Source organism: Paenibacillus sp. CF095, from assembly GCF_900101225.1.
Classification (GTDB): domain Bacteria; phylum Bacillota; class Bacilli; order Paenibacillales; family Paenibacillaceae; genus Paenibacillus.
In genome coordinates this window covers 49,078-75,088 of record NZ_FMZN01000008.1, presented here as the reverse complement: position 1 = coordinate 75,088, position 26,011 = coordinate 49,078, and the positions used below count along the sequence as shown (strand labels likewise).

The window sequence follows — 26,011 nt, the reverse complement described above, 5'->3', positions numbered from 1 at the left end:
TCGACTTAAGAATTCTTCAGAAGTTATGTAGGTATCTCTTAATAATTTCGTCTTATACTGTAAATATGTAGAAGTTATTACACAAAGGGGTCGTCAGGAATGCCACAAACTTCGAAAAAAGTAATGATTAACATATTGTTGGGTCTGTTCATCATGTTGTCCATTGGTCTACTGGTGTATTATTCTCCTGCCATTATTAAAATCATGTCTTCCATGGACAATTTCAGAGCGTATATTCATTCAACAGGCCATTGGGGTCCGGTCATGTTTATTTTATTCCAGATTCTTCAGATCGTGGTTGCACCTATCCCAGGAGAAGTTGTACAAGTCGCAGGCGGATATATTTATGGTACAGCCATTGGTTCATTGTATACAACTGTAGGTTTGATATTAGGCTCAGCGATCGCCTTTTATTTCACTCGTTACATCGGTCGCGCCTATATTTCACGGCTAATGCAAAAGAAAAATAATAAGTGGATGTCGTTAATTCATGATGAGCAGAAGTTCTCCGCTTTTTTATTCATCTTTTTCGTGATTCCCGGCTTGCCCAAAGACATGCTTGTATTTGTCGCCGCACTTACATCGATTAGTTCGTTTAGGTTCTTCACGATCCTTATTGTCGGTCGTCTGCCGTGGATCATTGCATCTGCTGCTGTGGGGTCCACAATTCATATGCAACAATACACGATCGCCATTATTATTTCTGTTATCGCTGTGATCGGGTTTGTACTCGGTTATATCTATAGGGAGAAATTGGTGGGATTGTTCTCCCGGTCAGACAGTACCAAAGCCAAACCCAAGGCTATACCTAGTTATAGTACGAATAGGGAGTCTCGTAAAATAAAAAGAGATACAACATGAACAAAGCCAATCTATTGATATGAAAACCGGAGGTATATCTTATGCAAATACTTAAAACCAATCGATTAATCCTGCGAAATTTCACCGTAACGGACGCTGCCGGACTGTTGGAATACACCGCAAATCCCAGAGTGAATTGTTTTATGGAGCAACGAATTTCAACGTTGGAAGACGCGGTGGCAGAGGTTGCAAAAAGAAGCAGTGACGATTCCCACATCGCGGTTTGCCTGAAAGACAGTAACGAGTTGATCGGTGAGCTGTTTGGTATGAGGGAAGATCGGGATTCCGATACGGATAAAGATTCGAATTCAGATACGTATAGTATTGGTTGGAATTTTAATGGCAGATATGAAGGAAAAGGGTACGCCAGTGAGAGCGCCAATGCTTTCATCGAAAATCTCTTTATGGAACAGGGAATAAGAAGACTGTACGCCTATGTCGAGGATGATAACTTCCGTTCTCAGAAACTGTGTGAGAAGCTGGGCATGCGTCGGGAAGGTCTTTTTATGGAGTTCATTTCATTTGTCAAAAATGAGGACGGCACACCGAAATACGAGAATACGTATCAATATGCTTTGTTGAAAAAGGAATGGCTGGCACAGCGTGAATCGCAGAAATAAAGAATGACATGCCTGCCTCATCATTAGTTAAAAAAAGTTATAGAAATGAGCACGTACCCATGTGTACGTTCCACAACAAATACGGCGGCTTCTCCCTGGATAGATTCCAGAGGAAAAGTCGCCGTTTCATTATTGCACAGAACACTATTGATCGAGCAATGTGTTTATAAGGTCACAATACATTCAGCTTAAATCCTAGACGGTGCTGCCCCAATATTGCTTTGCAATCTTCTGCCCTTGATCAATCTTCGCCCATTGCTGAGCTTCGCTTAATTCGTTACCGCCATCACAAGATGCAAATCCGCATTGGTGAGACAGCAGCAGCCGATCCTTATCGATGATTTTGGAAGCTTCGTCCAGCAAACGGACAACACGTGCTTCATCATCGAGTGTACTCGTTTTGGATGACAACAGACCCAGTACAATTTCCGTTTCAGGTCTGTCCTTGAACACTTCCAGAGCTTCAATTGAACCCGCACGATCATCATCCCACTCCAGGAAGAAACGGTCATACTTCAATTGCTTCAGGAACAGATTCGCAATTTTGGCATACGATCCACCACCCATGTTGCGGGAATCATAATTGCCGCGGCAGTTATGTGTCCACATTTTCAAGCCAAGGCTATGACCAAAGTCAATCACGGTATTATTAATATCAATGAATTCGGTAGCGAGACCCTTTACTTCATCTTGATTAATATTTTCCCCTGTAAAAGGAGAGTTCGGGTTGTCGTCTGCAAAAAGTTCCCACAAGCAATCATCGAATTGCAGAATTTTACCGCCCACTGCAGCGAATTCCTCCACGAATTCCTTATACGCGATCACAAGACCCTCTTTGAGCTCCTGTATGTTTTGATATACAGCATCCGTTCCACCAATGTTATCCGACCAGGAAAGCTCACCGAAAATATGGGAAGGCGATGGTACACAAAGCTTCGTTTGTTGCTCGCCAGCCGTGTCTTGCAGTTGTTGGAACAGTTGAATGAAATGATGGTTCTTTCCACTCAATTTATCAGTGATGCGCAGTCCGATATCTTTGCGTGTTTCATACTTCGAAGTTCCATCCACATCTCTGAAAAAATAGCCATGATCCGCGATGTAACGCTTCACTCCGCCAAATCCCCATACAAAGTCCAAATGCCACATCGATTTCGAAAATTCGCCATCGGTAACCACGGACAAGTTATGTTCGATTTCCTTAGCCACAACTTGTTTAATTGCCTCCGTCTCACACTTCTCATATCCTTCGTAGTTTTCATAGAATGGATATTGGATATCATCGTTATGTTCAATTTGCGTTTTATATTTCAGCAGCTCATCCGGCCGCAATAAACTTCCTACGATCTGGAACTTATCAGTCATGTAAAAAACCCCCTCGTTGTATACAATGATCATATCACGCCGAGAGCAGTTAGAAGGGATACTAAAATACCATAACTGGTTATAGTTAAAAGCTATATCCACTTGTTAGGCAGATTTCAGTGAAACCGTCACCGACACAGTGTACCTCTATCCATGAATGTTATTAAATTTCACAACGTACGACGACGCAGTTCATAAAAATATTGTACCGCTGGATGCTTTAATTTGACCTGCTCAGACATGTTCAGAATTCGCTTTTTGCCAACTCGTCTGTCCATTAAAGCCAGAATATTAAATAAGATATCCTTGCTATCCAGATTATTCTCTATAGAAGTTGATAAATACGTCGTGGCTGCAACGGTAAAATTTGATTTACTTAGTGCGGTCTGAGCCAACAAAAGCTCTTTGGCATGTACGGAGATTTTTCTACTTCTTGCCATGACTTGAAGGCGATCTTCGGGAATGGGTCCTTTGGAATCTTTTCGAATAGCTTCAATCTCTTCATCGCTCACAGGAATCATGATCTCCGGGTCGCTCTTGATCTCCTGCTCTGACTGATACCATCGGATTGGGGTTGTTGCATCGCTCATGTTGAGTACATTCTTTTTATCTACAGTAATATAACAATTGCCTGATTTATCAAGTGAATAGCGATAGCTGGTGGCACGGTACTCCACCCTTCCAACTAACGCAGGACTAAGAAAACTCTCCAGTTGTTGCTTCAATTTACTCCAGGACATAAATCCTCCTATTATCAAAAGCCTACCGCATGAATTGCGGCGATTATATCAAATATCTTTTCAATCCGTCTCCAGTATCAACATTCATTTAAATTATAACATAGCAAACCAAATTGACGATGGAAGAAACCCAGTTATTGGTTTTAAATTCCCCTATGTGATAAAATTGCACAAAATTATCTACTTACTATTAAATCGTTATAGCCTACCATTGGAACATACGTTGTTATTCACAAAAGAGAGGAAGAGTGTAATGGCTACGAAGAAAGCAACCTTACCTGCTCATATGGAAAAACTCGTTAAAGATAATGATATCGCAACCGTAAAAGAAATTTTCGAGCAATGCGAATGGGATGCACGTGGGGGCTATAGCAAAGGTACGACCCTCAGCTTTCGGCATATTTCGGATGAATTGGTTCGCTGGCTGGTAGAGCACGGGGCAGATATTAATGCACCCGACAAATATCAACGCACGCCTTTACATGCCCATGCCTCACACTGGTCAGGAAATGTACCCCTGTTCCTTGAATTAGGTGCGGATCTGGACGCTGTGGATTACCAAAATGAAACTCCGTTACATGCAGCGGTCAGTGGGTATCGAACCAAAGTGGTTCAAGAGTTGGTAAACCAGGGCGCTACGATTAACGTAGAAAATAAACAGGGTAATACGCCATTAGCTAAGGGGTTAGTCAATTGTAGGAATAGCGATATAGTTAATCTGGCAGAGATTGCCGCAATTCTTCTGGATGCCGGAGCATCGGTCACCCCGGATATGAAAGAATCGGTGAAGCGGATCGGTAAGGATTTTGAATTCGTCCGTGAGAAGTTCAATAAGGACAAGGTCGATGGAGTTTCAGACGCGCTGATCAAACTGTACCAGTTATTTGATGTCGAGCCGGTAGCGAATCGGATCATGCACGATGGAACTGCACCCATTCAGGTAAAGGCAACCACCTGGCCCAAGCAGCACCAAGAGCTGTGGGAATATCTCATCCCGGCTCAGGGCCACGCTCAAACGGTGCAGGGAGAGGTCATTCGCATCACAGGACGTGTGTCCCATGAAGTATTGGATAATGGCGGAGGAAACTGGGATGCGGAGTATCGCAAAATGCTGGATGCGCTAATTCGTTATCTGGGCACTGGAGCGCCACTCGCCCCCGCACTTCTCCAAGAGGCAGCAGATTTGGCCAGCAGGCTTCATAATGGATACGATTTTGATGCGCCTGCCAGATTATCCGAGTTGGCGGTATTATGGGTGCTTGCCAATCCTCAGCCGGTCACTATAGAGAAGCCAGAGTATACGCGTTAAACAGCAAAGCAAAAAAGAAGCGGAAAAGTTACCGCTTCTTTTTTCTATTAAATCTATCTAAATTATACTCCGTATCCATGATTAACGCCTTACTCTACTCCGCCTGTTCATTTCTTTCAAACTCATTGAGCAATTCGCGTACTTTAGAAGTGGTCTTGGCGTTCATCAAGCTGTTTCTCAGCTCACTAGCACCGCGGAAGCCACGAACATAGATTTTGAAAAAACGGGCCAGCGGGCTGAACGAACGCGGTTCAAGCTCGGAATATTGATCATGGAGATCCAAATGCAGCCGTAGCAGATCAAGCAATTCCTTACTGCTGTGTTCCTTCGGCTCCTTCTCAAAAGCAAACGGATTCTGGAAAATACCGCGTCCAATCATAATACCATCCACACCATATTGCTCCACGAGTCTCAGGCCTGTCTCACGGTCAGGAATATCCCCATTAATCGTCAGCAGTGTATTAGGAGCTATCTCATCACGAAGTTTTTTAATCTCCGGAATCAGTTCCCAGTGAGCGTCTACTTTGCTCATTTCTTCTCTCGTCCGCAGATGAATGGACAGGTTCACAATGTCCTGTTGCAAAATATGGGTCAACCAGTCGCGCCATTCGCCGACCTCAGTAAATCCGAGACGCGTTTTCACACTGACCGGCAGCCCCCCGGCTTTAGCCGCCTGAATAATCTCCGCCGCAAGGGCTGGCCGGCAGATCAATCCACTTCCTTTTCCATTCTCGGCTACATTCGCTACCGGACAACCCATATTAATATCGATGCCTTTAAATCCTTCTTTCGCCATACCGATACTCATCTCACGAAAGAATTCCGGTTTATCTCCCCAGATATGAGCCACAATCGGCTGTTCGTCCGTTGTAAACGTCAACCGTCCACGCACACTATGGTGCCCCTCAGGGTGACAATAACTCTCTGTATTCGCAAACTCCGTAAAAAACACATCCGGTCTGCCCGCTTCACTTACGACATGCCGAAACACAACATCCGTCACATCTTCCATAGGTGCCAGTATAAAAAATGGTCGTGGCAATTCACGCCAAAAGTTTTCCTTTGTCATCTCAAAAACTCCTCTATACATTCCAGGACAGTCCATGTCCTCATTAATAGTTAAAATAGTAAAACTCGTAACTCATTCATCTGCTTGCCTATCATTTACATGATCATTCGCAGTTTCGTTGCAATTCACATCATGGTGTCCTAGCTTCTTCTTCACTTATACCATGCAAATGTAACTTCGTTCAAACAGCAGTATCTGTTATTCCTTCCATTGGATCTTCAAATTATTGAAAGTTCGATGATCTCGAAATTGCCCTTTCCCGATTTTATCACGTCTTTATTAGATTTTCAGCCCGATTGCTCTTGCCGAACTGGAAAAGCTCCTCTAAAATGAAGCTCGACAGGCTTTTAACCTGCAAATCGAGATTTTAAGGAGGCCTGAATTATATATGGAAATTTCACTGGATATGATCAAAGACAAAGTCGAATGCTTGCAGGCTTATGACTTCCGTGAACTGGAACGAGCGATCGAAGAACGAATCGGAATGAACAAAGCATTAATGTTACGCGTGAAGCAAGTTCAACATCAAGTAACGTTTGACCCTTTTCGCAACAAGATGTTATATAGTGCAATCGTGCATTTTAACGTAGATTAATGGACCAAGATTTGAATAGTGAAAAACAGTTCACTGACGCAATTGCATTTAAGCATATCCTATAAAGCATGCAAAAAAGAAGACGCGAATTCGCTCGCGTCTCTTTCCGTATCATACTCCACTTTCTCTTGTTACAAATCTTGCTTAACCAACAACAACTTATAAGCAGAATTGTCACCTGCAATCATATTTTACATAGTTAAATACGGGATCGTACCACTATACAAACAGTCATTTTTGAGGATTAAGGGGGTAATACCATGCAAGAATTAATATTTATGAAGAATTATAAAAACAATGAAGTACTGCGCAAAAGTTTTTTCGAGCTTGCTGTCAACACGTTTGAGATCAATTTTGAAAATTGGTATCAACAAGGATACTGGGGCGAGCGTTACATTCCTTATTCATATGTCGATGGAAACCAGGTTATTGCCAACGTTTCTGTTAACATCCTTGAGCTCATCATTCACGGTGAGAAGAAAAAAGCGATTCAAATCGGCACGGTGATGACACATCCTGATTATCGGGGGAAAGGACTCTCTACACGTTTAATGAATAAAGTTTTAGAGGAATACGAGAACAAATACGATTACATGTACCTTTTTGCCAATGAATCGGTGCTCGATTTTTACCCCAAGTTTGGGTTTAAACCTGTGGAAGAACATCTTTTTTCAATGGATTATACGGCAAAAAAATCACCCGAACCTGCGAATATCCGTAAACTAAATGTAACTAACGCGGAGGATTTACGTCTTATTCAAAAATTGGCATCGGAAAGATTACCTGTTTCTCAGCATTTCGCAACCCATCATGCTCAAGGAATACTCATGTTTTATTGCCTGAATGTCTTTAGTGATGATATTTATTACTTGGAAAACGAAAACGTCATTGTTATTTATCAGAAAGAAGACAATCATATTGAGCTCTTCGACGTTGTTAGCTTAAACGAAATGAATATGAACGATATTTTGGATAAGATCGCAGATGATGATACGGAGAAAATAACTTTCCATTTCACGCCAGATGCAACAGATCATATCGTTCTAAAAAGTATAATCACCAATGAAGGTTTATTTGTAAGAACCCATGGTGAACATCTCTACCCTGTGCACGTTAAACATCCGATTACTTCGATCGCTTAATGATTGATTTAATAATGCCTATCACCAGCCACACTTTAAATAAGACCAAAAAGGAGCAGGATTCCCCTGCTCCTTCGCTATGTGAAACTTCTTTCTCTCATCAAACGTAAATTCACAAGGTATAATGAAATCAGATGACCGTTCAGCATGATCTTATGACCATCATAATGAAGGAGGGGACATTCGTGGCGTTTATCCCGCTAAACTGCCCCAATTGCAACGGAAGAATTGAATACAAGAAGGATGAGGTTTTAAAGTGTCCCTATTGTGAAACAGAGCTTTTATTGAAGCAAAATCATGTCTATTACGTAGACCAGACCATTAATCATTACCACGGAACGCCCCCTAAAGCACCGCTGAAGCAGACTGCCTCCATAAAGGTAATGCTGATACTGATGTTAGTCCTGGCTGGCGCCATCGGTACATATTTTTATTATAGCAACAGCTCCACATATTCAAAAACAGAAGCCAATCTGCCTGTGCGAACGATGCCCGAAAGCGAGGTTCTGCTCTCCTTTTTGCGAGATATCTTTGATAAAGGATCTGCCTTGCCTACAGAGGAGGAACTGGCTCGTATTCGCTACTTGACCGTAGAGCATTCGAAGAATGATCAGTGGAAGTTTACATACAGTCTCTCCGATCCCTTCAGCGATGAACAGGCCGAGAAGATCACTTATATTACTCAGGACAAGAAACTGAATAGCCAGCGGATTGATCAGCGAGATTTTGAAGCTTTTAAGGGACTGACCGCATTGGACCTGACGAATACCTATGAAATCTCCCAGACGGACCAAACCACTTTGGCCCATATGCCCGGATTAAAAAGTTATGGAGGCGCTTTTAACGAATCCTTTAGTACATTTTCGGGCTACTTTGGCGACAAGTCTAAAATCACGGAGCTTACCACTCAGCTTCGCAGCAATCAGGAATTGGCCCTGCTGCTGGAATTTCCTAATCTGAGTTCTTTATCCATTACCTATGTGGATGAGTCCGTAACGGATTTTTATCTATTGAATAAACTGCCGCTCAAGTCCCTGTCGCTCACCTTTGTCGATGAACTCGGATGGTTATCGTCCATGACCGGGCTGTCATCCTTGTCCATACATTACAGCGAAGCCACAGACCTGCAGCCGCTGTACGCCCTGACCCAGCTTCAGGAGCTTCAGTTGTCCTATTTATCGAATGTAAAGTCCATCGACTTTGTGCAAAATATGCCTGCTCTACAAACGCTAGATATCGAAAATGTGAACTTTTCCAATCTGGAGCACTTGACCGGTAAAAACTCCATTACTACGCTACGCTTGGCTTCTCTAAGTCAGCTTGGTTCGGTAAAAGCCATAAACAGTCTGCCCTCTCTGCGGGAATTAACGTTGTCCGGCTACTACGAGAATGCAGAAGCGCTGACACTGCCTAAAGTAGAGCGAGTGGAAATTCCAAGCTCCTTTCTCACCGGGCTAGAGGCCGCGGCTACAACCAGTCTGACGCTCCGTGGCGGAAGTGGCGAGTTGAACTTGGCTGCGCTGGGGAAATTCCCGAAATTGGAACAACTCTCGCTCTGGGAGATTGATGAAATAACCCAACTTGGTGCCCTGGACGGCTTGTCCCGCCTAGAGACCTTAAACATTTACGACTCGTCACTGTTCAAGGAAAGCGATGCCTTATTTCGTTTGAAGCAGGTCAAATCTCTGATGTGCTCCGAGTGTAGGCTGAACTTTGAACAAAAGACGGCCACGGAGAACAGCGTGCTTGAACATTTGACCTTAGAGCAGCCATATTTCAGCATCAACAATACCTCTGTTACTGAAGTTGACCAAATGATGCCTTACTTTGCCAAACTGTCCGCTCTACGTTCCTTCACTCTGCAAGACAGCAATTTGGCTTCTCTCGAGTTCATGAGTAACTGGCAGGCCATAGAAGAGCTTCATCTCGAGAACAATGCCATTTCCAATATAGAGACCCTGAGCCAGCTGCCTGATCTGCAAAAGGTATATCTATCCGGTAATTCCGTACAAAACAAATCCGTGCTTGGTACGGGTGTGCATGTGTATTAATGACCGCCTGGAAAGGTGGGGAGTACTTAGAATACTGTAGTTAATGGGTGGTATTGAAACAAAGACAAAAAGGGGCTCCCCTTATGCAGTTCTTCCTGCATGGGGGAACCCTTTTGGTGCTTTAAATCAAGTCCGAAGCCTTCAATATTCTTTGGACGATAGCTGCAACCTCAGCACGGGTGATGTTGGCTTTCGAAGCCAGTTCATGTGCTCCTCTGCCGCTGATCACACCTGCCTCAATACTTGCAGCAACAGCGGCTTTCGCCCATTCCGACACAGCAATTGTAACTGTATACGGCTTCAGCATCTCATCGCTGTCCTTCGTCGCCAGCTTCTCCTGAAGACCTGTAATTGCCATAGCTTTGGACAAGATCACCATGGCTTGCTCACGAGTAATCTTCTCTTGCGGGCGGAAGTTTCCATCCTCAAAGCCCTCAATCAGCTTGTACTCATAGGCCGTCAGAACAGCGGAATTGGAATTATACCAATCGGAAGCATCCACATCTGCAAAAGGCGCCTTTCCATCAACTGGCTTCAGTCCCAAACCTTTCATCATAATCGCTGCGAATTCAGCACGTGTCATATCCGTATTTGGATTGTATAGATCGTTACCAATGCCATTCACAATGAGGCGAGAGCCCATATCATTGACAGCATCCTTAGCCCAATGATTTTCTACATCTTTGAACATCAACGGGTGCCATACCACTGAATACAGACTGTTCGTTAAGATGTTAATTTTGGCGTAAAACTTGCCATCTTCCTCCGTAACTTTAGTTGGAACATGACGAACTGATCCGTCCGGATCTGTGACGATACCTTTCAGATCCAACGTCCCGTTCCTTGCTGATTCTGGTTTTATGCCATCAAGAAAGTATAACATAGGTTATATACAGATCTCCTTCCACAGGATAAAGCAAATCCAGAGATCAGTCTCCCCATATAAAGGGATCTTGACGAAACAAACAAGCGGCTGCCTGATCGGCAACCGCTTTTATCGGACATGCTTATTATATGTCGTAGTTATTCGAAGGACTGTGATCGATAACGGATTGCACGACTCGTTTAACCACGGATTTCGCGGCATCCTGGGTGGACATTCCGCCGATCTCGTCCGCGTTAACTTCGATAAATCCTTTACCCCCGATGATCTCTCGAGCTGTCTCAAGTTCGCCCGCACTGATAGAATCATGGGATACCAGTGAGATCAGGCCGGCGTCGTTCAACACCTTTGCCATCTCCGCCGTACCGCGGAGCGTTTCTCCACTGATGCTCTCAAGCAGCATCGTATGGTAACCGGATGACATTAGTCGCTTCTCCACTTCCTTGGCGAGAGCTACCGTATCCGAGCCAGCAAACCAGAGCGTAAGCGGAGATTGTCCTTTCTGCTGGGCGCGAACATCTCTCGTGATCCCCGTATCCAGCGTGGCAAATCGGCTTTCTCCCTTCAGAGCTTGATCGATGACTCCGCAAGCAGACGTCATGTTAGTGACACGATCAATGAGGATAAAACCTCCGATGCTCTTATTGTGCTCAAAGGAATCGAAGACGATCTGATCCGACAGCGTGAATTCACACTTGGCCAATTCGTTCTTAACAATTTGATCGGCCGGAACGGTATGGCCCGTGTTAATGTCAATTTTATGGGTAATCGCCGTTACAGTGCCTGGAAGAGTCTTCGTTCCGACTTTTACCCAATAATGCTTGCCCGGAGTCAGGACGGAATCGTCCATCCACAGGATCGTAGAAGCAAAGCTGTCAGCTTCTTGGACTTGATTGTCTATCGTGAGCACGCAGCCCCGCGAGACATCAACTTCGCGGTCCAGTTGTATCGTAACCGGTTGGCCAGCATAAGCCGAATCCTGAGCTTGGTCCGTCACCAAAATCCGCTTAACCTTGGCTTTCTCCCGACTTGGCAGAGTCATGAGTTCGTCTCCGACCGAAATCTTTCCAGCCTCGATCTGGCCCTGGAACCCACGGAACGTATGGTCCGGTCTGCTTACACGCTGAACCGGCATCATGAAAGGCTTCGTATCATCGGTAGTATGAACATCTATACTTTCCAAATACGGCAATAATGCTAACCCCTCGTACCAGGGAGCATTCGGCGACTGGGTTGTAATGTTGTCCCCTTCCGTAGCGGACACGGGAATGACCTGGATGCTCTTGATTTGGAATTCGGCCGTCGTTTGGATGAACTCTTCCTTGATTGCCTCGAACGTCCTCTGATCGAAGCCGACCAGATCCATCTTGTTCACAGCCAGTACGAGATGCTTGATCCCCATCAGGGCGCAGATCCGGGCATGGCGTTTGGTCTGGGTAATGATGCCTTTGGTAGCGTCCACCAGAATGATGGCTAGATCGGCAAAGGAAGCGCCTACAGCCATGTTGCGCGTATACTCTTCGTGTCCCGGTGTGTCCGCCACGATGAAGGAACGATGAGACGTCGTAAAATAACGATATGCCACATCAATGGTAATCCCTTGTTCGCGTTCGGCCAGCAAACCATCGAGGAGCAGCGAGTAGTCGATTTTGCCGCCTCGGCTTCCCAATCGACTATCGAGCTCAAGCGCGCGTTCTTGATCGGCAAACAGCAGCTTAGCCTCATAGAGCATATGTCCGATCAGCGTGGACTTGCCATCATCCACACTTCCGCAGGTAATGAATTTAAGTAGACTCTTCATGTTAGAAATAGCCCTCCCGTTTGCGTCGTTCCATGCTTCCCGCCGCTTCTTGATCGATAACCCGACTGGTCCGTTCGGAAGATAACGCACCCAATGTCTCCTCAATGATCTCATCCAGCGTAACGGCATCGGACTCGACTCCGCCCGTGAGCGGGTAACAACCCAACGTGCGGAAGCGAATCTTCTTCATCTCTACCTTCTCGCCAGGCTCAAGCTTTATCCGATCGTCATCCACCATGATGATATGCCCGTCACGATTAATGATCGGTCTTACGTCCGCGGAGTAAAGCGGAACGATATCGATGTTCTCCCGACGAATGTATTGCCAGATATCCTTCTCAGTCCAGTTGGACAGCGGAAAGACTCGAATGCTCTCTCCCTTGTTGATTCGCGTGTTGAACAGCTTCCACATCTCCGGACGTTGGTTTTTCGGGTCCCACGAGTGATTCTTGTTCCGGAACGAGAAAATCCGCTCCTTCGCACGCGACTTCTCCTCATCACGTCTTCCGCCACCGAACGCAACCGTGAATCCGTATTTATCCAATCCCTGCTTCAGGGCTGTGGTTTTCATAATGTCGGTATATGCGGAACCATGGTCGAAGGGGTTAATTCCTTGTTGAATAGCCTCTTCATTAGAGTGCACGATCATTTCGATACCAAATTCCTTCGCCTTTCGGTCGCGGAACTCAATCATTTCCTTGAATTTCCAGGTTGTATCGATATGCATGAATGGGAACGGCGGCTTCTCGGGGTAGAAAGCCTTTAGGGCCAAGTGCAGCATGACCGAGCTGTCCTTGCCGATGGAATACAACATGACCGGTTTCTCGCACTCCGCTGCTACTTCTCTGATAATGTATATCGCTTCAGCCTCAAGTTGATCCAGATGTGTTAATTCTTGCATGGCAAGGCGGCCTCCTTTTTAATCCTCACTAAAACCATCGTATTTATAAACTTATCCTATCAGATTCCATCTTTATTGCAAAGTGGAAAAAAGTAAAATTTATGATGTCTATGTATTGGATCGACAATATTCAGCATTGAGTAGCGGTTCCCTCCTATAATAAAATCGCCTGAACGAATGATTTGTGCTGAGCTACAAATGGAATCGGTTGGTTAACGATCTCTATTACAATCATGATTGAGGGCCATGGAATTTGAAAAAGCTGCCGCCTGTAAAGTACAGACAGCAGCTTCAATGAGTTGCCCAGATCCGGGACAGAATCACCGCTGCTTCAGCGCGGGTCAATGATTCAGTTGGTGCGATTTTGCCACCTTTTCCGTTGACGATTCCGCTTCCTACAAGGGAAGTTACACTATCCACAGCGTAAGTGGAAATGGTTGCAGCATCGGAATAAGGAGCCAGATTCCCGCTGCCGGCAGATGGCTTACCTGCTGCTTTCAGGGCTTTCGCCGTTAGAACCATCATGTCTTGACGGGAAATGCTGCTGCTGGGTTTGAACGTGTTGTCTTCGAATCCAGCACCACCTGATTGAGTTACCTTGCCTTGGCTATTCTGGAATGTTTCCTGATACACAATTTGTGAATTAGATGCCGATAGGCTATCAAGCCGCCCGGAAGAAGCAGAGCCGCTGCGAGTAACCCGGAAACGACCTGCTTAAATGATTTCCTCATTCGAAGCATTCCCCCCACACCAAATTTTTTATGGAAGAGAATTCTTACTCCAAATTAAAGGGGAATCTTAGTTTTTTACAGCACTATACCAAGTCTGATGCTAGTATGGACATGCTCTTCATCCCGCTGATCAGGCCTCGGCAGATAAATTCAAGAATCGATTTAGAATAGATTAAAAGACAAACTGACAAAAAAGACGCTGGGTAAATTTCTTCCCAGCGTCTTTCATTTCTTTATCATCTGTTAGTCTTCTTCGGTTTAGAGCCTTAAGCATATTTGCGGTAATTCTGCTTCGAGTACTCTGTTATATAAACCAAGGATATTTGCATCAGACGATAATCTCTTAGATATCAATTGTTCTTATTATCTGTAATTATCCCTCACCAACATCGCAACCGACTCCACATGCACCGTATGCGGGAACATATCCACAGGCGTGACCTCTACCGTGCGATACCCGCCATCCTCCAGCACTCTTAAATCACGTGCCAACGTACTCGGATTACAACTCACGTACACAACCCGCTCTGGCTTCATCTCCAGGATCGTTTCCAGCAAACGTGGATCGCAGCCCTTCCGCGGTGGATCAACTACGATCACATCAGCTTCGATGCCTTGTTCTTTCCAGCGTGGAATAACGTCCTCTGAGGCACCAACTTCGAACTTCACGTTCTTCATGTCGTTCAAGAGCGCATTGCTACGAGCATCTTCGATGGCTTCAGGCACAATCTCTACCCCGTACACCTGATCCGCATGTTGCGCGAGGAAAAGAGAAATCGTACCGATGCCACAATAGGCATCAATCACGGTCTCTTTGCCGCTCAGTCCAGCGTACTCTACCGTTTTCCCATACAGTACTTCCGTCTGTACCGGATTCACCTGATAGAACGAACGCGCTGAGATCGCAAACTGCACATCACCGATGTAATCATAAATTACATCACGTCCCCACAGGACAAGGGTCTCATCGCCAAAGATGACGTTGGTCTGTTTTTTGTTCACGTTCTGGCAGATACTCGCCACATGCGGAATCGCTTCACGAATACTGCCAATCCATTCGTCTTTGTACGGAATGTCTCGACCATTCGTAACCAGAACAAGCATCATCTCGCCTGTACGGAACGCTTTCTTCACAACGACATGACGCAATAAACCGCGACCTGTCTCTTCGTTGTATACGCTAATTCCAAAATGGCTGCCGATCTCCTTGACCTTCGCAACCACTTCGTCATTGTGTTCATGCTGAATAAGGCAGCTCTCCATATCAATGATCCGGTGACTTCCTTTAGCGTAAAAACCACCTACCAGACCACCCTCGGCAGCTCCAATTGGCACCTGTGCTTTATTCCGATAGCGCCATGGCTCGTCCATACCCATCGTAGGGAGTACACGAATGCCTTGCTCCGTATCCTCTTCGTTCATGACACCTTCAAGGCGAAGGCGAATACGATTGCTGCCATTCTTTTGCACTTCAGATGTAGCCAATTCAGTTGTCTGATTAGCCTCACCAACTGAAGCATCATCATGCACACGCTGTTCGGCGCCCTCTTTATCATCCTGCACGTTGGATGCCAATGTCTCTGCATCCTCCACCATCACGTTCAACTTGCCAATCCGTTGCAAATTATCTACCACCAACTGGCGTTTCCACGCAAGCTGTCCGGCATAGCTCATATGCTGGATCTGGCAGCCGCCGCACTGATCGTAGATCGGGCAAGGCGCGGACACTCGATCCGGGCTTGCCTTCACGATCTCCAGCAGTTTGGCGTAGCCGTACTGCTTCTTGGTTTTCATCACGCGCACACGCACGGTTTCACCTGGAAGCGCCCCCTGTACAAAGAGCGTGTATCCATTCGCACGACCTACACCCTCACCGTCATGGTTCATGCCAATGATGTCGATGACGGTCTCTTCATTTTTGCTAACGGGCAGTCCTTCGATTGGTGCAGATTCACGCGTTCTCCCCTTTGGACGAACGGCAGAAAGAGATGCGCCTTGTGGCCGCACCTCTTTTCCCTGCTGACGTGTAGATGGACGAGATGATTGACTTGGCTGACGGGACGCTGAAGCGTTCCCTTGCCCCTGAGAGGCAGCCGAATTCCGGCGGTTTTTTCCACGACCGCTGCGGTTCGTATTAGACAACGTACATTCACTTCTTTCTTCTTATATAGTACCCTGCCTGTGCAGGGAGGAGAAATCTCTTTTTTTCATTTTGTTCCCGATTCTAACGAACCTAGCACACCTTATTCACATCAAAAATAACGTTCCGAATTTCTAATGAACTTCAGAAACGTTATATCATCCTAAGATGGTGTTTTCCGATCTTTTCCGGTCATTTTCTCCAAAATAACGATGCTGAGATTCGTTAGATTCGCAGCTTCGACCATTTCGCCACATTAAGACTTTCTGAGTTCGTTAAGCTAAGCGCTTGGTGACCACATGAGATTATACGCGATCCCACCGTACACAGCAACTGGAAAATACACTTCCATCTCACCTTACCTCAGAGCTGAATCTAACTCTTCTCATCACTTGTGCGATGCTTTGCAATCACTGCCCGGGCATCATTGCTTTCCACAAGCGGCCAACATTCTCCGCCCAAGTTTAACGATAGAGCATCAAGTGATGACGCAAATTCGTAAACGTAGCTGGCAGCGTGCCGCCCAACTCTCCATCAAGGTTCAGTTGGACATATCCCGGTGACGTAACTTCCATATGACTCGTCTGGAAATGAACCACTTTCTTGTCGTTCAGATGTTCCCCACGCAGCGCAAGCGTTACGAGGCGGATCATATCAGCCAAATTACATTTCCTCACGCAAATGACATCGAACAGACCATCATCAATGGTTGCACCCGGAGCCAATTTCTCAAATCCCCCGACCGAATTGGTATTGGCGATGAGGAATAACATGAATTCATCATGAATCTCTTCCTGACCGTCGGCGCGAATAATCAGCTCCTGAGGAGACAGACTCGCCATTTTCTCAATACCCTTCATATAATAGGCCAGTTGCCCAATCATCGTTTTCAGACGACTCGGTACTTCATAGGTCAGTTCAGTCAATGATCCGCCACCGGCGATGTTGATAAAATATTTATCATTTGCTTTGCCCAGATCGAGCGGACGAAGTTGCTGGTTAATGACCAGATCCACGTAATCTTCCCACTGTCTCGGAATGCCGAGTGCACGCGCAAAATCATTCGTTGTTCCCAAAGGGAACACACCCAGCGGAGGACGGTTCTCCCGCTCGGCCATACCGTTAATCACTTCGTACAACGTGCCATCGCCACCAGCAGCAATAATCATGTCATATCCGCGTTCAATCGCAAGTTCAGCTTCCCGGGTTGCGTCACCTTCACCCGTTGTTGCGTGACATGAAGCTTCAATACCACCTTGATCCAAACGCTGCAAAATATCAGCCAGACGTTTCTTCATTTCTTCCCGGCCTGAGGTCGGATTATATATTAAGCGAGCTTTTTTCATCTCATACGCCACCTATTCCACATTATCCATGAGTCTATACGACCTCATATTCTTACGTTGCATCAGTCCACAAAAGGGCATATTTTTTACACAATAATGAACTTCCGTTCATTCTGCTCTAATCTTTCGTCTTACCTATATCTATGCATCAGGAATTCCGTCTCATTCCAAAGCCTTTAACTCCTATCATATCATCAAATGTAAAGATGTCCTAGCCTGTAATCCATAAGTATATTTTTTCATATAGGTGCCTACTAATCCATCCATTACCCAATAAACCTCACGCACCGATCCTGAATCTTCCCCACTACCTTTTATGTAAAATAGTCTCATTAATCAACCATTCTGCCCGCTTGGACAGGAATTAGTCTTCGATTTCGATGATCTTCATATGATTATGACATAGATATGCTACAAATTTACAAATCTTAAGATAAAAAGATAAATAATATAAATCTTTTTCCAATATAGTTTTAGTGCACCCTCTACTTAGCACCACATCATACCCTTGAAGGAGAAGTGTAAATGAAAAAAATCGTGTTAATGTTCATGGTTTCGATTATGGCCTGTATTCCTTGGGTCACCGTTGTTGAAGCAGCAGAAATTAACCATGATCAGGTTGTCGGATTTCAGGAAGTCTCACCAGTCACCGTGACACAACAAACGGCCAAGCGTTTTCAGCCATTTCTAAAAGTCTATCATGGATGCGTACCTTTCCCCGCAGTGGATCAACAGGGCAATACCAGCGCTGGCTTGAATACATCCGGGTCATCGAATGGAAACTGTAGCTCAAGTACAGGACAGATCTACTCCCGTTCCGCCTGGCACAATGGGGTGTGGGCCATCATGTATTCGTGGTATTTTCCCAAAGACTCCCCTTCCTCTGGACTCGGCCATCGTCATGATTGGGAAGGAATCGTCGTGTGGGTAGATAATCCGGCAGCAGCCAATCCCCAAATTCTCTCCATTGCCTATTCCGGTCACGGCCAGTTCACCAACGTCACACCTAGCAATACCAATACACAAGGTAGCCATCCGTTGATTTCCTATAATAGTACCTGGCCGCTGAACCATGAGCTTGGCGTTACCAACGCTGTTGGGGGAACACAACCTTTAATCGGATGGGACGATCTGACTTCTGCGGCAAGAAATGCGCTCAATACGACAAACTTTGGTAGCGCCAACGTGCCTTTCAACGATAACAATTTCACCAACAATTTAAACAAAGCCTGGTTCAGATAAGATAAAAAAGAAAATCCCCTTCAAGTGAACAACTCACTTGAGGGGGATTTCGTTATGAAGTTATCGTAGTATCCCGGATACCTGTATCACTTCTTCAGCCAACCTCAAAATCCGATTTTTCGTCCTGCACGTAGCTGTTTGTACCAGAAATACACCGTGCAACCCACACAATAACCCAGCAGAGCCGCGCTTGCAGCCGCGAGAAGCATAACGGAGAATACATAACCTGCGGCTACCCAGCCAAGCGAGAACGAGATGAGTGCCAGAGTCAGGAAGAGCACCGCCAGAATATTGTTGAATCGCTGCAGCTCAACCGCCTGCGTCTCTGTCCCTTTACCAGTCAACACAACTTTCCCAATCTGCACAAACAGATTAAGCTTGCCACCAGAAGCCAGCCCAACTACCTGAATGATCCACAGCAAGCCCAGAACTACCAGCGGATTGAACAAAAACGAGAGTATAACAAACAACACAATACCAACCTGATTCGCTTTCACATAGCGCATGGGCACTTCTCGCATTTGTATATCTCCTTATCCCCATTTTATTAGTTGGTTTTATTGTAGTCGGTATGCAGGGAATGAGCAACACTTCATTTAAGGATAGTATAATCTCTTTTCAGCACGTCCCAATGGGGAGTCCGGATACCTGTTGTCTTTTTCCAATCATTAAATGCATTATTCAACGCTTCAATCTCTCCAAAAGAACCCGCAATCAGCTTATGAATTGGAAGCACACTATAGATCTTCAACAGAAGGTACAACATCCGTTGATGCTTGCGTATCATTTTAGCCTGAATCTCCGGTATAATCGTTATGCCCATAGCCTCAAGCACGCTGAAGCCCTCATCCATCGCCCTAATCATATGTTGGATTTGCTTTCTGTTCCCGTCCAACTTGATCAACTCACGCTCCTCATTAAAGCTCACCGCATTAAGCATCAGAATGGGGATGATATGGCTTTTCAGCCAGGCATCAATATCACTTAGAACATTCAACTTGTATTTTACATGTTGGAAAGCTTGATCCAGCAAAGGTTTAAAGCTTATCTCTCCGTCCAGACTTCCAATCACCATTTGTCCGCTGCCTCCACCGACCGATAACATGCGGTCCTTCTCCCGCCTTCCTCCACTCACCTGGAATCCAAATGCGACCTGTTTTGCCACCTTACTGTTTTCCACCAAATAGTTTTGCATGCTTCGCGCATCTGCGTTGTTTCCCACAATTACAATATTGCTGCTCTGATTGTCTGCCAGAATAGGTAACACAGAAGGAAAATCATTATATTTCATGACTACAAAAATAAGATCATATTGGTCATCCACTTCCAACGTTCTGGCTACCCGAACCTGATCAACTGTCGTTTTGAATTGAAACATATGCCGGATGACGATTCCATCCTTCTCCAGCTCCTCTGCCCGCTTCCCTCTAGCCAGAATAGTAACATCATTGCCGCCGCGTACCAGAATGTGCGCCAGTTGACTGCCCAAAACACCTGCCCCATACACTAATATCTTCATTGGTTATCCCTCTATTTCATATTTTATCAATATTCGTTGCTTTATGAACATTTGTTGATAAAATAAGAGTAACAAAGCACCTACTGTGCTTCAATCGTTAAAATATCCGTTTTTGTTGAATAATCAACGAATGATTCCTTATTGTTGAAAACCATCATAGGAGGGGCCATGGACAGACGAGTACTCAAGACACGAAAGGCGATAATTGAAGCTTTTGTGGGGTTACTGGAGGAACAGGATTTTGAGCAAATTACGATAAACGATATTGCTGATCGGGCTAATGTAAATCGAGGAACCATCTATTTGCATTACGCTGACAAGTTCGACCTGTTGGATCAATGCATTGAGACCTATTTGCAGCAGTTGTTGGATGCCTGTATGATCGAAAGCTCTACTACAACACCCGTTACAGCCAAGGATGCGCTGCTCAGAACTTTCCGTTATCTGGAACAGCATGCCTCTACCTATACTACACTTCTAACCAAAAAAGGTATTCCGGCATTCCGTAGTAAGTTGATGGGATTGTTGGTCCAGGGAGTGGAGGAACAGATGGATGCCTGTGGCATTCAGGAGGGTATGAAAAAAGAGATCACCATACAGTTTCTTGCTTCCGCTGCTGTGGGCCTCCTGGAGTGGTGGATTATGAATTCCATGCCTTATCCGGCCGAGGAGATCGTTGACCAATTAATAAGTTTACTGGAGCTACATTTGCAATTGCACGCACCCATTAATGGATAGCCCAATCTCTTTCAAGTGATCTACAACAAACAAAAACCACGTCCTTCGACGTGGTTTGATTGTTTATGAAGCTATGGAGTTCAAATCAATTGGTGCGACATTACTGCGAGCGATGTGATTACACCTATGCCAAAGCAATCATTTCAAGAAGAAACTTTAACTTCATTACATCTCTCCAGCAAAATCTGGATCTGGCGCTCCAGCCACTGCACAAGGTATGGATGTGGTAACAGTGTCTCACCGCTGTACACATAGTTCAGTTCCTGCAGCCGATCCGGAATAACGTTCCTCGTGAAATAACCGGCACTCAAAAACAGCGGCGCCACAATGACTCGGTTCCCCCGCTCTTCGCTCCAGTACTTCACTTTGTTGTACACACTCTCCGGATTCAGCAATGCATAATCCGTATGGGCTAAACCACTAACTTCCTGCACACGCTCTGCAAGGGAAGAAATTCCGGCTTCCCAACGCTCGCGAAAACCATCATGAATACTCCCATGGCCTACCAGCAAAATCGTTTCCTTCTCCGGTTGCTGCGACAATAATCGGACTTTGTCCCACACCATCACGGCAATATCCGGATCGTTATCCACTGGATAACCAAAGTGAACCCGAGCCTTCACATCGAACGGTTCCAGATCCGTTTCGCGATCAGGTGTTTCCTTTGCACCAATGGCATATTCAATTTCATCCACATGTGTACTCCCGGACGAAACAAATAGAGGTACGACCAGAATATCGGTTACGCCTTGTGCTTCCAGTCGGTCGATACCGTCCTGGATCAGGCGTCCTTCCACAAGTTCAAGAAAACCGGCTTCAACCGGTAATGGAACAGGCAGATTCAACCGGGAGATCGCGTCATCGACGGATTCCACCCAGGTCTGCTCCTGTGAACCGTGACTGATGATGAGTACACCCGGCTTCTTCATGTTAGCGTCCCAGGCGTTCCAGCGTCATTTTATAACCATCATTGCCGTAATTCAGGCAGCGTTTCACACGTGAAATTGTAGCTGTACTCGCACCTGTCTCTGCTTCAATCTGGTTATACGTATTGCCTTTACCCAACATACGAGCCACTTCCAGCCGCTGGGACATGGATTGGATCTCGTTAACTGTGCAGAGGTCATCAAAGAAAACATAACACTCTTCAATATCTTTTAGCGTCAAAATAGCCTCGAATAGTTGTTCAATGCTTTTATCATTTAGCTTTTTCAGCTGCATTTCATCATCATCCCCTAGCGGTTACTGTGTACCTACATTGTACTCACCCTGAGTTGGTATTTCAAGCGTTACCGATTTCACGCACTACAGAATAAAAATACATGTTACCGCTTACAAAAGGTACTATTGTCCTCCCCTCGCGTACATCGGGCGAATTTAACGCGCTATTTCCCAGTTTTCACCTGTATATATCCGATTACTTATGTAGGATTTCAATCCTCCTAAATGTTACAATTTTGTGTCTAAACTTCATTTTACTCTTCGTGAACCTGCCATCATAGATGCGCCCAAATCCGCAAATATCCCGTTTTCCGGGATACCCGCCTACGCCGTCTCTCCGCGAATGACATACAGTATAACAAAAGGGAGTTCCACAAGGGTCTATGATGTACATCTGTCATGCAACTCATGGAACGCAATTCCGAAATCCAATAGAAGGAACGTGATCGTTCATGCCACAGCATTATTATCACCGCCAGCCAGCACCAAGGCAGCGTCCGTCTTCTCATGCTCATCGGCAGGCACATACTTCTGCCTATATGCCGCCCGGTGTGGTTCCGCGGTCTTTAAATGAAACTCAGATTCAACCGATGTATCCTGGCGTAGAACCCCATTACCCGGGCTTCGGTGAAGTCGAAGCTTCTGCAGTCGTACCCTATGGGCAAGGTTTGGCTGGCGGGAACTTTTATGGAGGTGGAGCTCAGGTGGTTCCCCCTGCTCCGGTACAGGCGCCTGCTGCTACAGGCAGTTCCGGGTTTTCGTTAGCCAACATCGGTGAGTTAAAAGGAATGATCGACCGCTTCGGCGGTATTGATGGAATCATGAGTGGAATAGGCAAAATGCAAAAGGTCGTTGGTGGCATCCAGCAGATGGCTCCGATGATGAAACTCGTTATGGGCATTCTGCCTTTTGGAAAAGGAAAATCGAATAACAGCGCAGCTGATGCAGACTATGAAGAATATACGCCGCCCCGGAAACGTAAAAGCAAACGTCGGAACAAAACAACGAATGCTACACGTCGCCGCAATACAACTCCAGTCCGCCGCAAATCCAATACCACCAAGCGCCGTCCCAAAAGTCGCAAAGGTTAAATTCATCCAGGCACCCCCTTACAGAAGGTGGGTGCCTTAACACCGTTCATTAATATATCAAAAATTTCAGGAACTTATGTTCTTATTTCTGCAATTTGAGGTATACTTGATAATAACTAAAGGAGGCGGACCATGGAACTTATCAAAGACAAATACACTCCCGCATTAATCGATCGGACCGGCGAACAGTTGCGTCAATTCTACCCTAAGCTGGATACACAGCAATTTCATGAATTGGTTTTTGCTGAAGGCTGGGAACAGTTGGAATTCAAAGCGCGCATTCGCCGAATCACACTGGCCCTGACTGCAGTACTGCCCGACAATTATGAGGAAGCATTACATATTATTGAACAAGCCGCTCCGAATATGAGAGGCGTTGAATATCTGTTTGTACCGGATTTTATCGAAGTGAACGGACTTGACCCAGAGGATTACGAGTTATCCATGAAGTATCTGACCCTCTTCACACCTTATTCCAGCTCCGAGTTCGTGGTACGCCCGTTTATTAAACATTATCCAATCCAAACGATGAAACATATGATGGCGTGGGCAGAGAGCAACAACGAGCATATCCGCAGACTTGCCAGTGAAGGCAGCCGGCCACGTTTGCCATGGGGTGCCAAACTCCAGAACTTTATCACTGATCCAACACCTGTACTTCCGATTCTGCATGCATTGAAACAGGACGAGTCCCTCTATGTTCGCAAAAGTGTCGCCAATCATCTGAATGACATCTCCAAGGACCACCCTGAACTGGTTATGGATCTGGCCACGACCTGGTACGGACAACATGTACACACCGACTGGATTGTCCGGCATGCCAGCAGGTCATTACTGAAGAAAGGACATAGCAAAGCACTAAGTCTTTTTGGTTATAACGAGCAGGATTCGATTCACATTGAGCAGCTTCAGCTTGTCCAGGATACGATTAGCATTGGCGAGGATCTTCATTTCTCGTTTGCTGTCGTTAATGAGAGCGGTGAGTCACAGATGCTGCGAATTGAATATGAGATTGGTTATATGAAAGCAAACGGCAAGCAGGCTCCCAAACGATTCAAATGCTCTGATAAAGTGTACCCGACAGGAAGAACCAAGGTAGCCACCAAACAATCTTTCAAAGTCATCACAACGAGAAAATATTATGCCGGTCTGCATACGCTAACAATTGTTGTGAATGGTAAAGCGGCAGCAACGACTTCTTTTGTCCTTGAAATGGAGTAACAGGAAATCGTCGTAAGTTATACACAGCTCGTTCCAGCGAGAACTTATTCACATGTGGATACATTTTTTTTCAAAACTTCTATAGAAGAATCAGAAAGGCCACCTGGCAAGCATCATCTCCCGACAGTTAATCCTGCTCGAGATCCTTGTCCAGTGGCCCTTTTCATATGTAACAAACGTTGCTTCAACTATGCAATCTTCTTCTGATGATCTGCTCGCAATAGCTTGCGCTTATCACCGAAAGGATGGAACTGCATACGGAGTAGTAAGGTATAAAATTTCTACTTAAACCATCCCCGCTTCACAAACCAAGCCACCATACTCCCGCCAAGCACAAACATTAACAGAAGCACCGCACAATACCCAAACTTCCATTGAAGCTCAGGCATATAGGCAAAGTTCATGCCATATATACCCGCAATCAGTGTGAGCGGCATAAATACGGTCGTAATCACCGTGAGTGTCTTCATGATCTGATTCATCCGGTTGGAGTTCAGGGAAATATAACTGTCGCGCAGGTCAGCGGTCATCTCCCGATCGGCTTCGATCATGTCTGTCAGCTTCAATAAATGGTCATAGATATCGGTAAAATAAGCCGTATGTTCGCCTGTTCGCTGCACATGCTGGGAATTGACCACCCGATAGAGCAGATCCCGCATCGGTACTACCGTTCGTCTGAGCTTCAGCAATCGAGTCCGCAGATCAAACACCTGGTTCATCAAGTCTTCAACCGACTCTTGTCCACCCCGGTTCTCCAGTTCAGCCAGTTCATCCTCAATCGCAAATAAAGACGGAAAATAATGATCCACCAACTTGTCCATCACGGTATAGGCCGCCGCCACTGGACCTCGCGCCCAGATGGTTCGTTCATGTGCATGGTGCAACAAGCGTTCCCACGCTTCATCCACTTCCTCCAATACACCATGATGAAAAGACACTAGGAAGTTAGATCCGAGAAACAAGTCAACCTCCTCGGCTTCCAGTGTGGACGGGTTCAGTGCATGCAGCACAAGAAACTGCAGATTATCATAATAATCGAGCTTGGGCCGCTGCAACACATGCAGACAGTCCTCTATGGCTAATGGATGAAAATGAAAATATGTATCCAGCAAACAGCTTTCCTCTTCCGTTGGCTGGTTAAAATCGGCCCATACCCAGGCGTAATCGTTCAGATCCAGCTGTGTAAGTGGTACGTTAACGGAGACTTGATGTTCTCGTGTAATGGCGAGTGTACGAATCATAAATCAGATCACATCCTTGTCCTGTATCTATACGTTATTGTACACAGGTACCTTCAAACTCGACAACAAAAAAAGCCAACCCTGTTGGCTTCTCTCATTTCCCTATCCACAGTTCCCTGTATCCACAGGAATATCTTCTTTTGGTTTATCATTCCACGGATGGCTATCCACATATCCAGCCTGTCCA

At 45.6% G+C, this 26,011-nt stretch carries 24 protein-coding genes; 10 read left to right on the top strand and 14 right to left on the bottom strand.

Annotation, left to right across the window (positions count from 1 at the left end):
• Positions 1-99 precede the first annotated feature (99 nt).
• Both BLS69_RS29650 and BLS69_RS29645 read left to right on the top strand, forming a co-directional pair.
• Entirely contained in the window at positions 100-861 is a 762-nt protein-coding gene (locus BLS69_RS29650; protein WP_091038845.1) for a TVP38/TMEM64 family protein, read from the top strand.
• Positions 862-902: 41 nt separating this feature from the next.
• A complete protein-coding gene (locus BLS69_RS29645; protein WP_091038843.1) occupies positions 903-1,481 on the top strand; it encodes a GNAT family N-acetyltransferase in 579 nt (192 codons plus the stop codon).
• A 195-nt stretch (positions 1,482-1,676) separates the two neighbouring features.
• Here BLS69_RS29645 and BLS69_RS29640 read toward each other — a convergent pair whose 3' ends face one another.
• A complete protein-coding gene (locus BLS69_RS29640) occupies positions 1,677-2,843 on the bottom strand; it encodes a cobalamin-independent methionine synthase II family protein (protein WP_076253801.1) in 1,167 nt (388 codons plus the stop codon).
• Between the two features lie 170 nt (positions 2,844-3,013).
• Entirely contained in the window at positions 3,014-3,583 is a 570-nt protein-coding gene (locus BLS69_RS29635; RefSeq protein ID WP_091038841.1) for an SF0329 family protein, read from the bottom strand.
• 253 nt (positions 3,584-3,836) lie between these two features.
• Here BLS69_RS29635 and BLS69_RS29630 point away from each other — a divergent pair, with 253 nt between their 5' ends.
• Positions 3,837-4,892 carry an ankyrin repeat domain-containing protein gene (locus tag BLS69_RS29630; RefSeq protein WP_091038839.1) on the top strand — a complete coding sequence of 352 codons (1,056 nt, stop codon included), beginning with the start codon at positions 3,837-3,839 and terminating at the stop codon, positions 4,890-4,892.
• A gap of 94 nt (positions 4,893-4,986) precedes the next feature.
• Here BLS69_RS29630 and BLS69_RS29625 read toward each other — a convergent pair whose 3' ends face one another.
• Positions 4,987-5,961 (bottom strand): tRNA dihydrouridine synthase, encoded by a 975-nt coding sequence (locus tag BLS69_RS29625; RefSeq protein ID WP_091038837.1) that lies wholly within the window; start codon positions 5,959-5,961, stop codon positions 4,987-4,989.
• A 388-nt stretch (positions 5,962-6,349) separates the two neighbouring features.
• Here BLS69_RS29625 and BLS69_RS29620 point away from each other — a divergent pair, with 388 nt between their 5' ends.
• From BLS69_RS29620 to BLS69_RS29610, 3 genes are all read left to right on the top strand, one after another.
• Positions 6,350-6,556, top strand: coding sequence for a DUF2536 family protein (locus BLS69_RS29620; RefSeq protein WP_076215046.1), 207 nt, complete (start codon positions 6,350-6,352; stop codon positions 6,554-6,556).
• Between the two features lie 260 nt (positions 6,557-6,816).
• The gene (locus BLS69_RS29615) at positions 6,817-7,698 is read left to right on the top strand and encodes a GNAT family N-acetyltransferase (RefSeq protein ID WP_091038836.1); all 882 of its coding nucleotides are present in this window, start codon (positions 6,817-6,819) and stop codon (positions 7,696-7,698) included.
• Between the two features lie 185 nt (positions 7,699-7,883).
• The gene (locus tag BLS69_RS29610) at positions 7,884-9,749 is read left to right on the top strand and encodes a leucine-rich repeat domain-containing protein (protein ID WP_091038834.1); all 1,866 of its coding nucleotides are present in this window, start codon (positions 7,884-7,886) and stop codon (positions 9,747-9,749) included.
• A 121-nt stretch (positions 9,750-9,870) separates the two neighbouring features.
• On the opposite strand, the gene BLS69_RS29605 is transcribed toward BLS69_RS29610, so the two are convergent.
• The 6 genes from BLS69_RS29605 to BLS69_RS29580 form a co-directional block, all read right to left on the bottom strand.
• Complete coding sequence (locus tag BLS69_RS29605) at positions 9,871-10,632, bottom strand: S-layer homology domain-containing protein (RefSeq protein WP_091038833.1); 762 nt, start codon at positions 10,630-10,632, stop codon at positions 9,871-9,873.
• Between the two features lie 127 nt (positions 10,633-10,759).
• Positions 10,760-12,433 (bottom strand): GTP-binding protein, encoded by a 1,674-nt coding sequence (locus tag BLS69_RS29600; RefSeq protein ID WP_091038831.1) that lies wholly within the window; start codon positions 12,431-12,433, stop codon positions 10,760-10,762.
• A gap of 1 nt (position 12,434) precedes the next feature.
• On the bottom strand, positions 12,435-13,334 hold the full coding sequence (cysD, locus tag BLS69_RS29595) for a sulfate adenylyltransferase subunit CysD (protein ID WP_091038829.1): 900 nt from the start codon (positions 13,332-13,334) through the stop codon (positions 12,435-12,437).
• A gap of 291 nt (positions 13,335-13,625) precedes the next feature.
• Positions 13,626-13,967, bottom strand: a complete 342-nt coding sequence (locus BLS69_RS29590) for an S-layer homology domain-containing protein (RefSeq protein ID WP_240768327.1) — start codon at positions 13,965-13,967, stop codon at positions 13,626-13,628.
• Positions 13,968-14,428: 461 nt separating this feature from the next.
• Positions 14,429-16,207, bottom strand: coding sequence for a 23S rRNA (uracil(1939)-C(5))-methyltransferase RlmD (rlmD, locus tag BLS69_RS29585; RefSeq protein WP_091038827.1), 1,779 nt, complete (start codon positions 16,205-16,207; stop codon positions 14,429-14,431).
• A gap of 462 nt (positions 16,208-16,669) precedes the next feature.
• Entirely contained in the window at positions 16,670-17,551 is an 882-nt protein-coding gene (locus tag BLS69_RS29580) for a diacylglycerol kinase (RefSeq protein ID WP_047840512.1), read from the bottom strand.
• A gap of 525 nt (positions 17,552-18,076) precedes the next feature.
• Here BLS69_RS29580 and BLS69_RS29575 point away from each other — a divergent pair.
• A complete protein-coding gene (locus tag BLS69_RS29575) occupies positions 18,077-18,793 on the top strand; it encodes an NPP1 family protein (RefSeq protein WP_091038825.1) in 717 nt (238 codons plus the stop codon).
• A gap of 104 nt (positions 18,794-18,897) precedes the next feature.
• On the opposite strand, the gene BLS69_RS29570 is transcribed toward BLS69_RS29575, so the two are convergent.
• Together BLS69_RS29570 and BLS69_RS29565 are read right to left on the bottom strand one after the other, a co-directional pair.
• Positions 18,898-19,314: a DUF4395 domain-containing protein gene (locus tag BLS69_RS29570; protein WP_091038824.1), complete on the bottom strand. Its 417-nt coding sequence runs from the start codon at positions 19,312-19,314 to the stop codon at positions 18,898-18,900.
• 71 nt (positions 19,315-19,385) lie between these two features.
• The gene (locus BLS69_RS29565; protein WP_091038822.1) at positions 19,386-20,312 is read right to left on the bottom strand and encodes a ketopantoate reductase family protein; all 927 of its coding nucleotides are present in this window, start codon (positions 20,310-20,312) and stop codon (positions 19,386-19,388) included.
• Positions 20,313-20,480: 168 nt separating this feature from the next.
• Between BLS69_RS29565 and BLS69_RS29560 the strand changes: the two genes are divergently transcribed.
• The gene (locus tag BLS69_RS29560; protein WP_091038820.1) at positions 20,481-21,050 is read left to right on the top strand and encodes a TetR/AcrR family transcriptional regulator; all 570 of its coding nucleotides are present in this window, start codon (positions 20,481-20,483) and stop codon (positions 21,048-21,050) included.
• Between the two features lie 143 nt (positions 21,051-21,193).
• Here BLS69_RS29560 and BLS69_RS29555 read toward each other — a convergent pair whose 3' ends face one another.
• The gene (locus BLS69_RS29555; protein ID WP_091038818.1) at positions 21,194-21,979 is read right to left on the bottom strand and encodes a sirohydrochlorin chelatase; all 786 of its coding nucleotides are present in this window, start codon (positions 21,977-21,979) and stop codon (positions 21,194-21,196) included.
• A gap of 1 nt (position 21,980) precedes the next feature.
• Positions 21,981-22,271 carry a YerC/YecD family TrpR-related protein gene (locus BLS69_RS29550; RefSeq protein ID WP_017690665.1) on the bottom strand — a complete coding sequence of 97 codons (291 nt, stop codon included), beginning with the start codon at positions 22,269-22,271 and terminating at the stop codon, positions 21,981-21,983.
• Between the two features lie 452 nt (positions 22,272-22,723).
• Between BLS69_RS29550 and BLS69_RS29545 the strand changes: the two genes are divergently transcribed.
• Together BLS69_RS29545 and BLS69_RS29540 are read left to right on the top strand one after the other, a co-directional pair.
• Positions 22,724-23,362: a hypothetical protein gene (locus BLS69_RS29545; protein ID WP_091038817.1), complete on the top strand. Its 639-nt coding sequence runs from the start codon at positions 22,724-22,726 to the stop codon at positions 23,360-23,362.
• Positions 23,363-23,494: 132 nt separating this feature from the next.
• Positions 23,495-24,583: a DNA alkylation repair protein gene (locus tag BLS69_RS29540; RefSeq protein WP_091038815.1), complete on the top strand. Its 1,089-nt coding sequence runs from the start codon at positions 23,495-23,497 to the stop codon at positions 24,581-24,583.
• A 281-nt stretch (positions 24,584-24,864) separates the two neighbouring features.
• Here the strand turns inward: BLS69_RS29540 and corA are convergent, their stop codons facing one another.
• Entirely contained in the window at positions 24,865-25,824 is a 960-nt protein-coding gene (corA, locus tag BLS69_RS29535; RefSeq protein WP_091038813.1) for a magnesium/cobalt transporter CorA, read from the bottom strand.
• Positions 25,825-26,011: the final 187 nt, after the last annotated feature.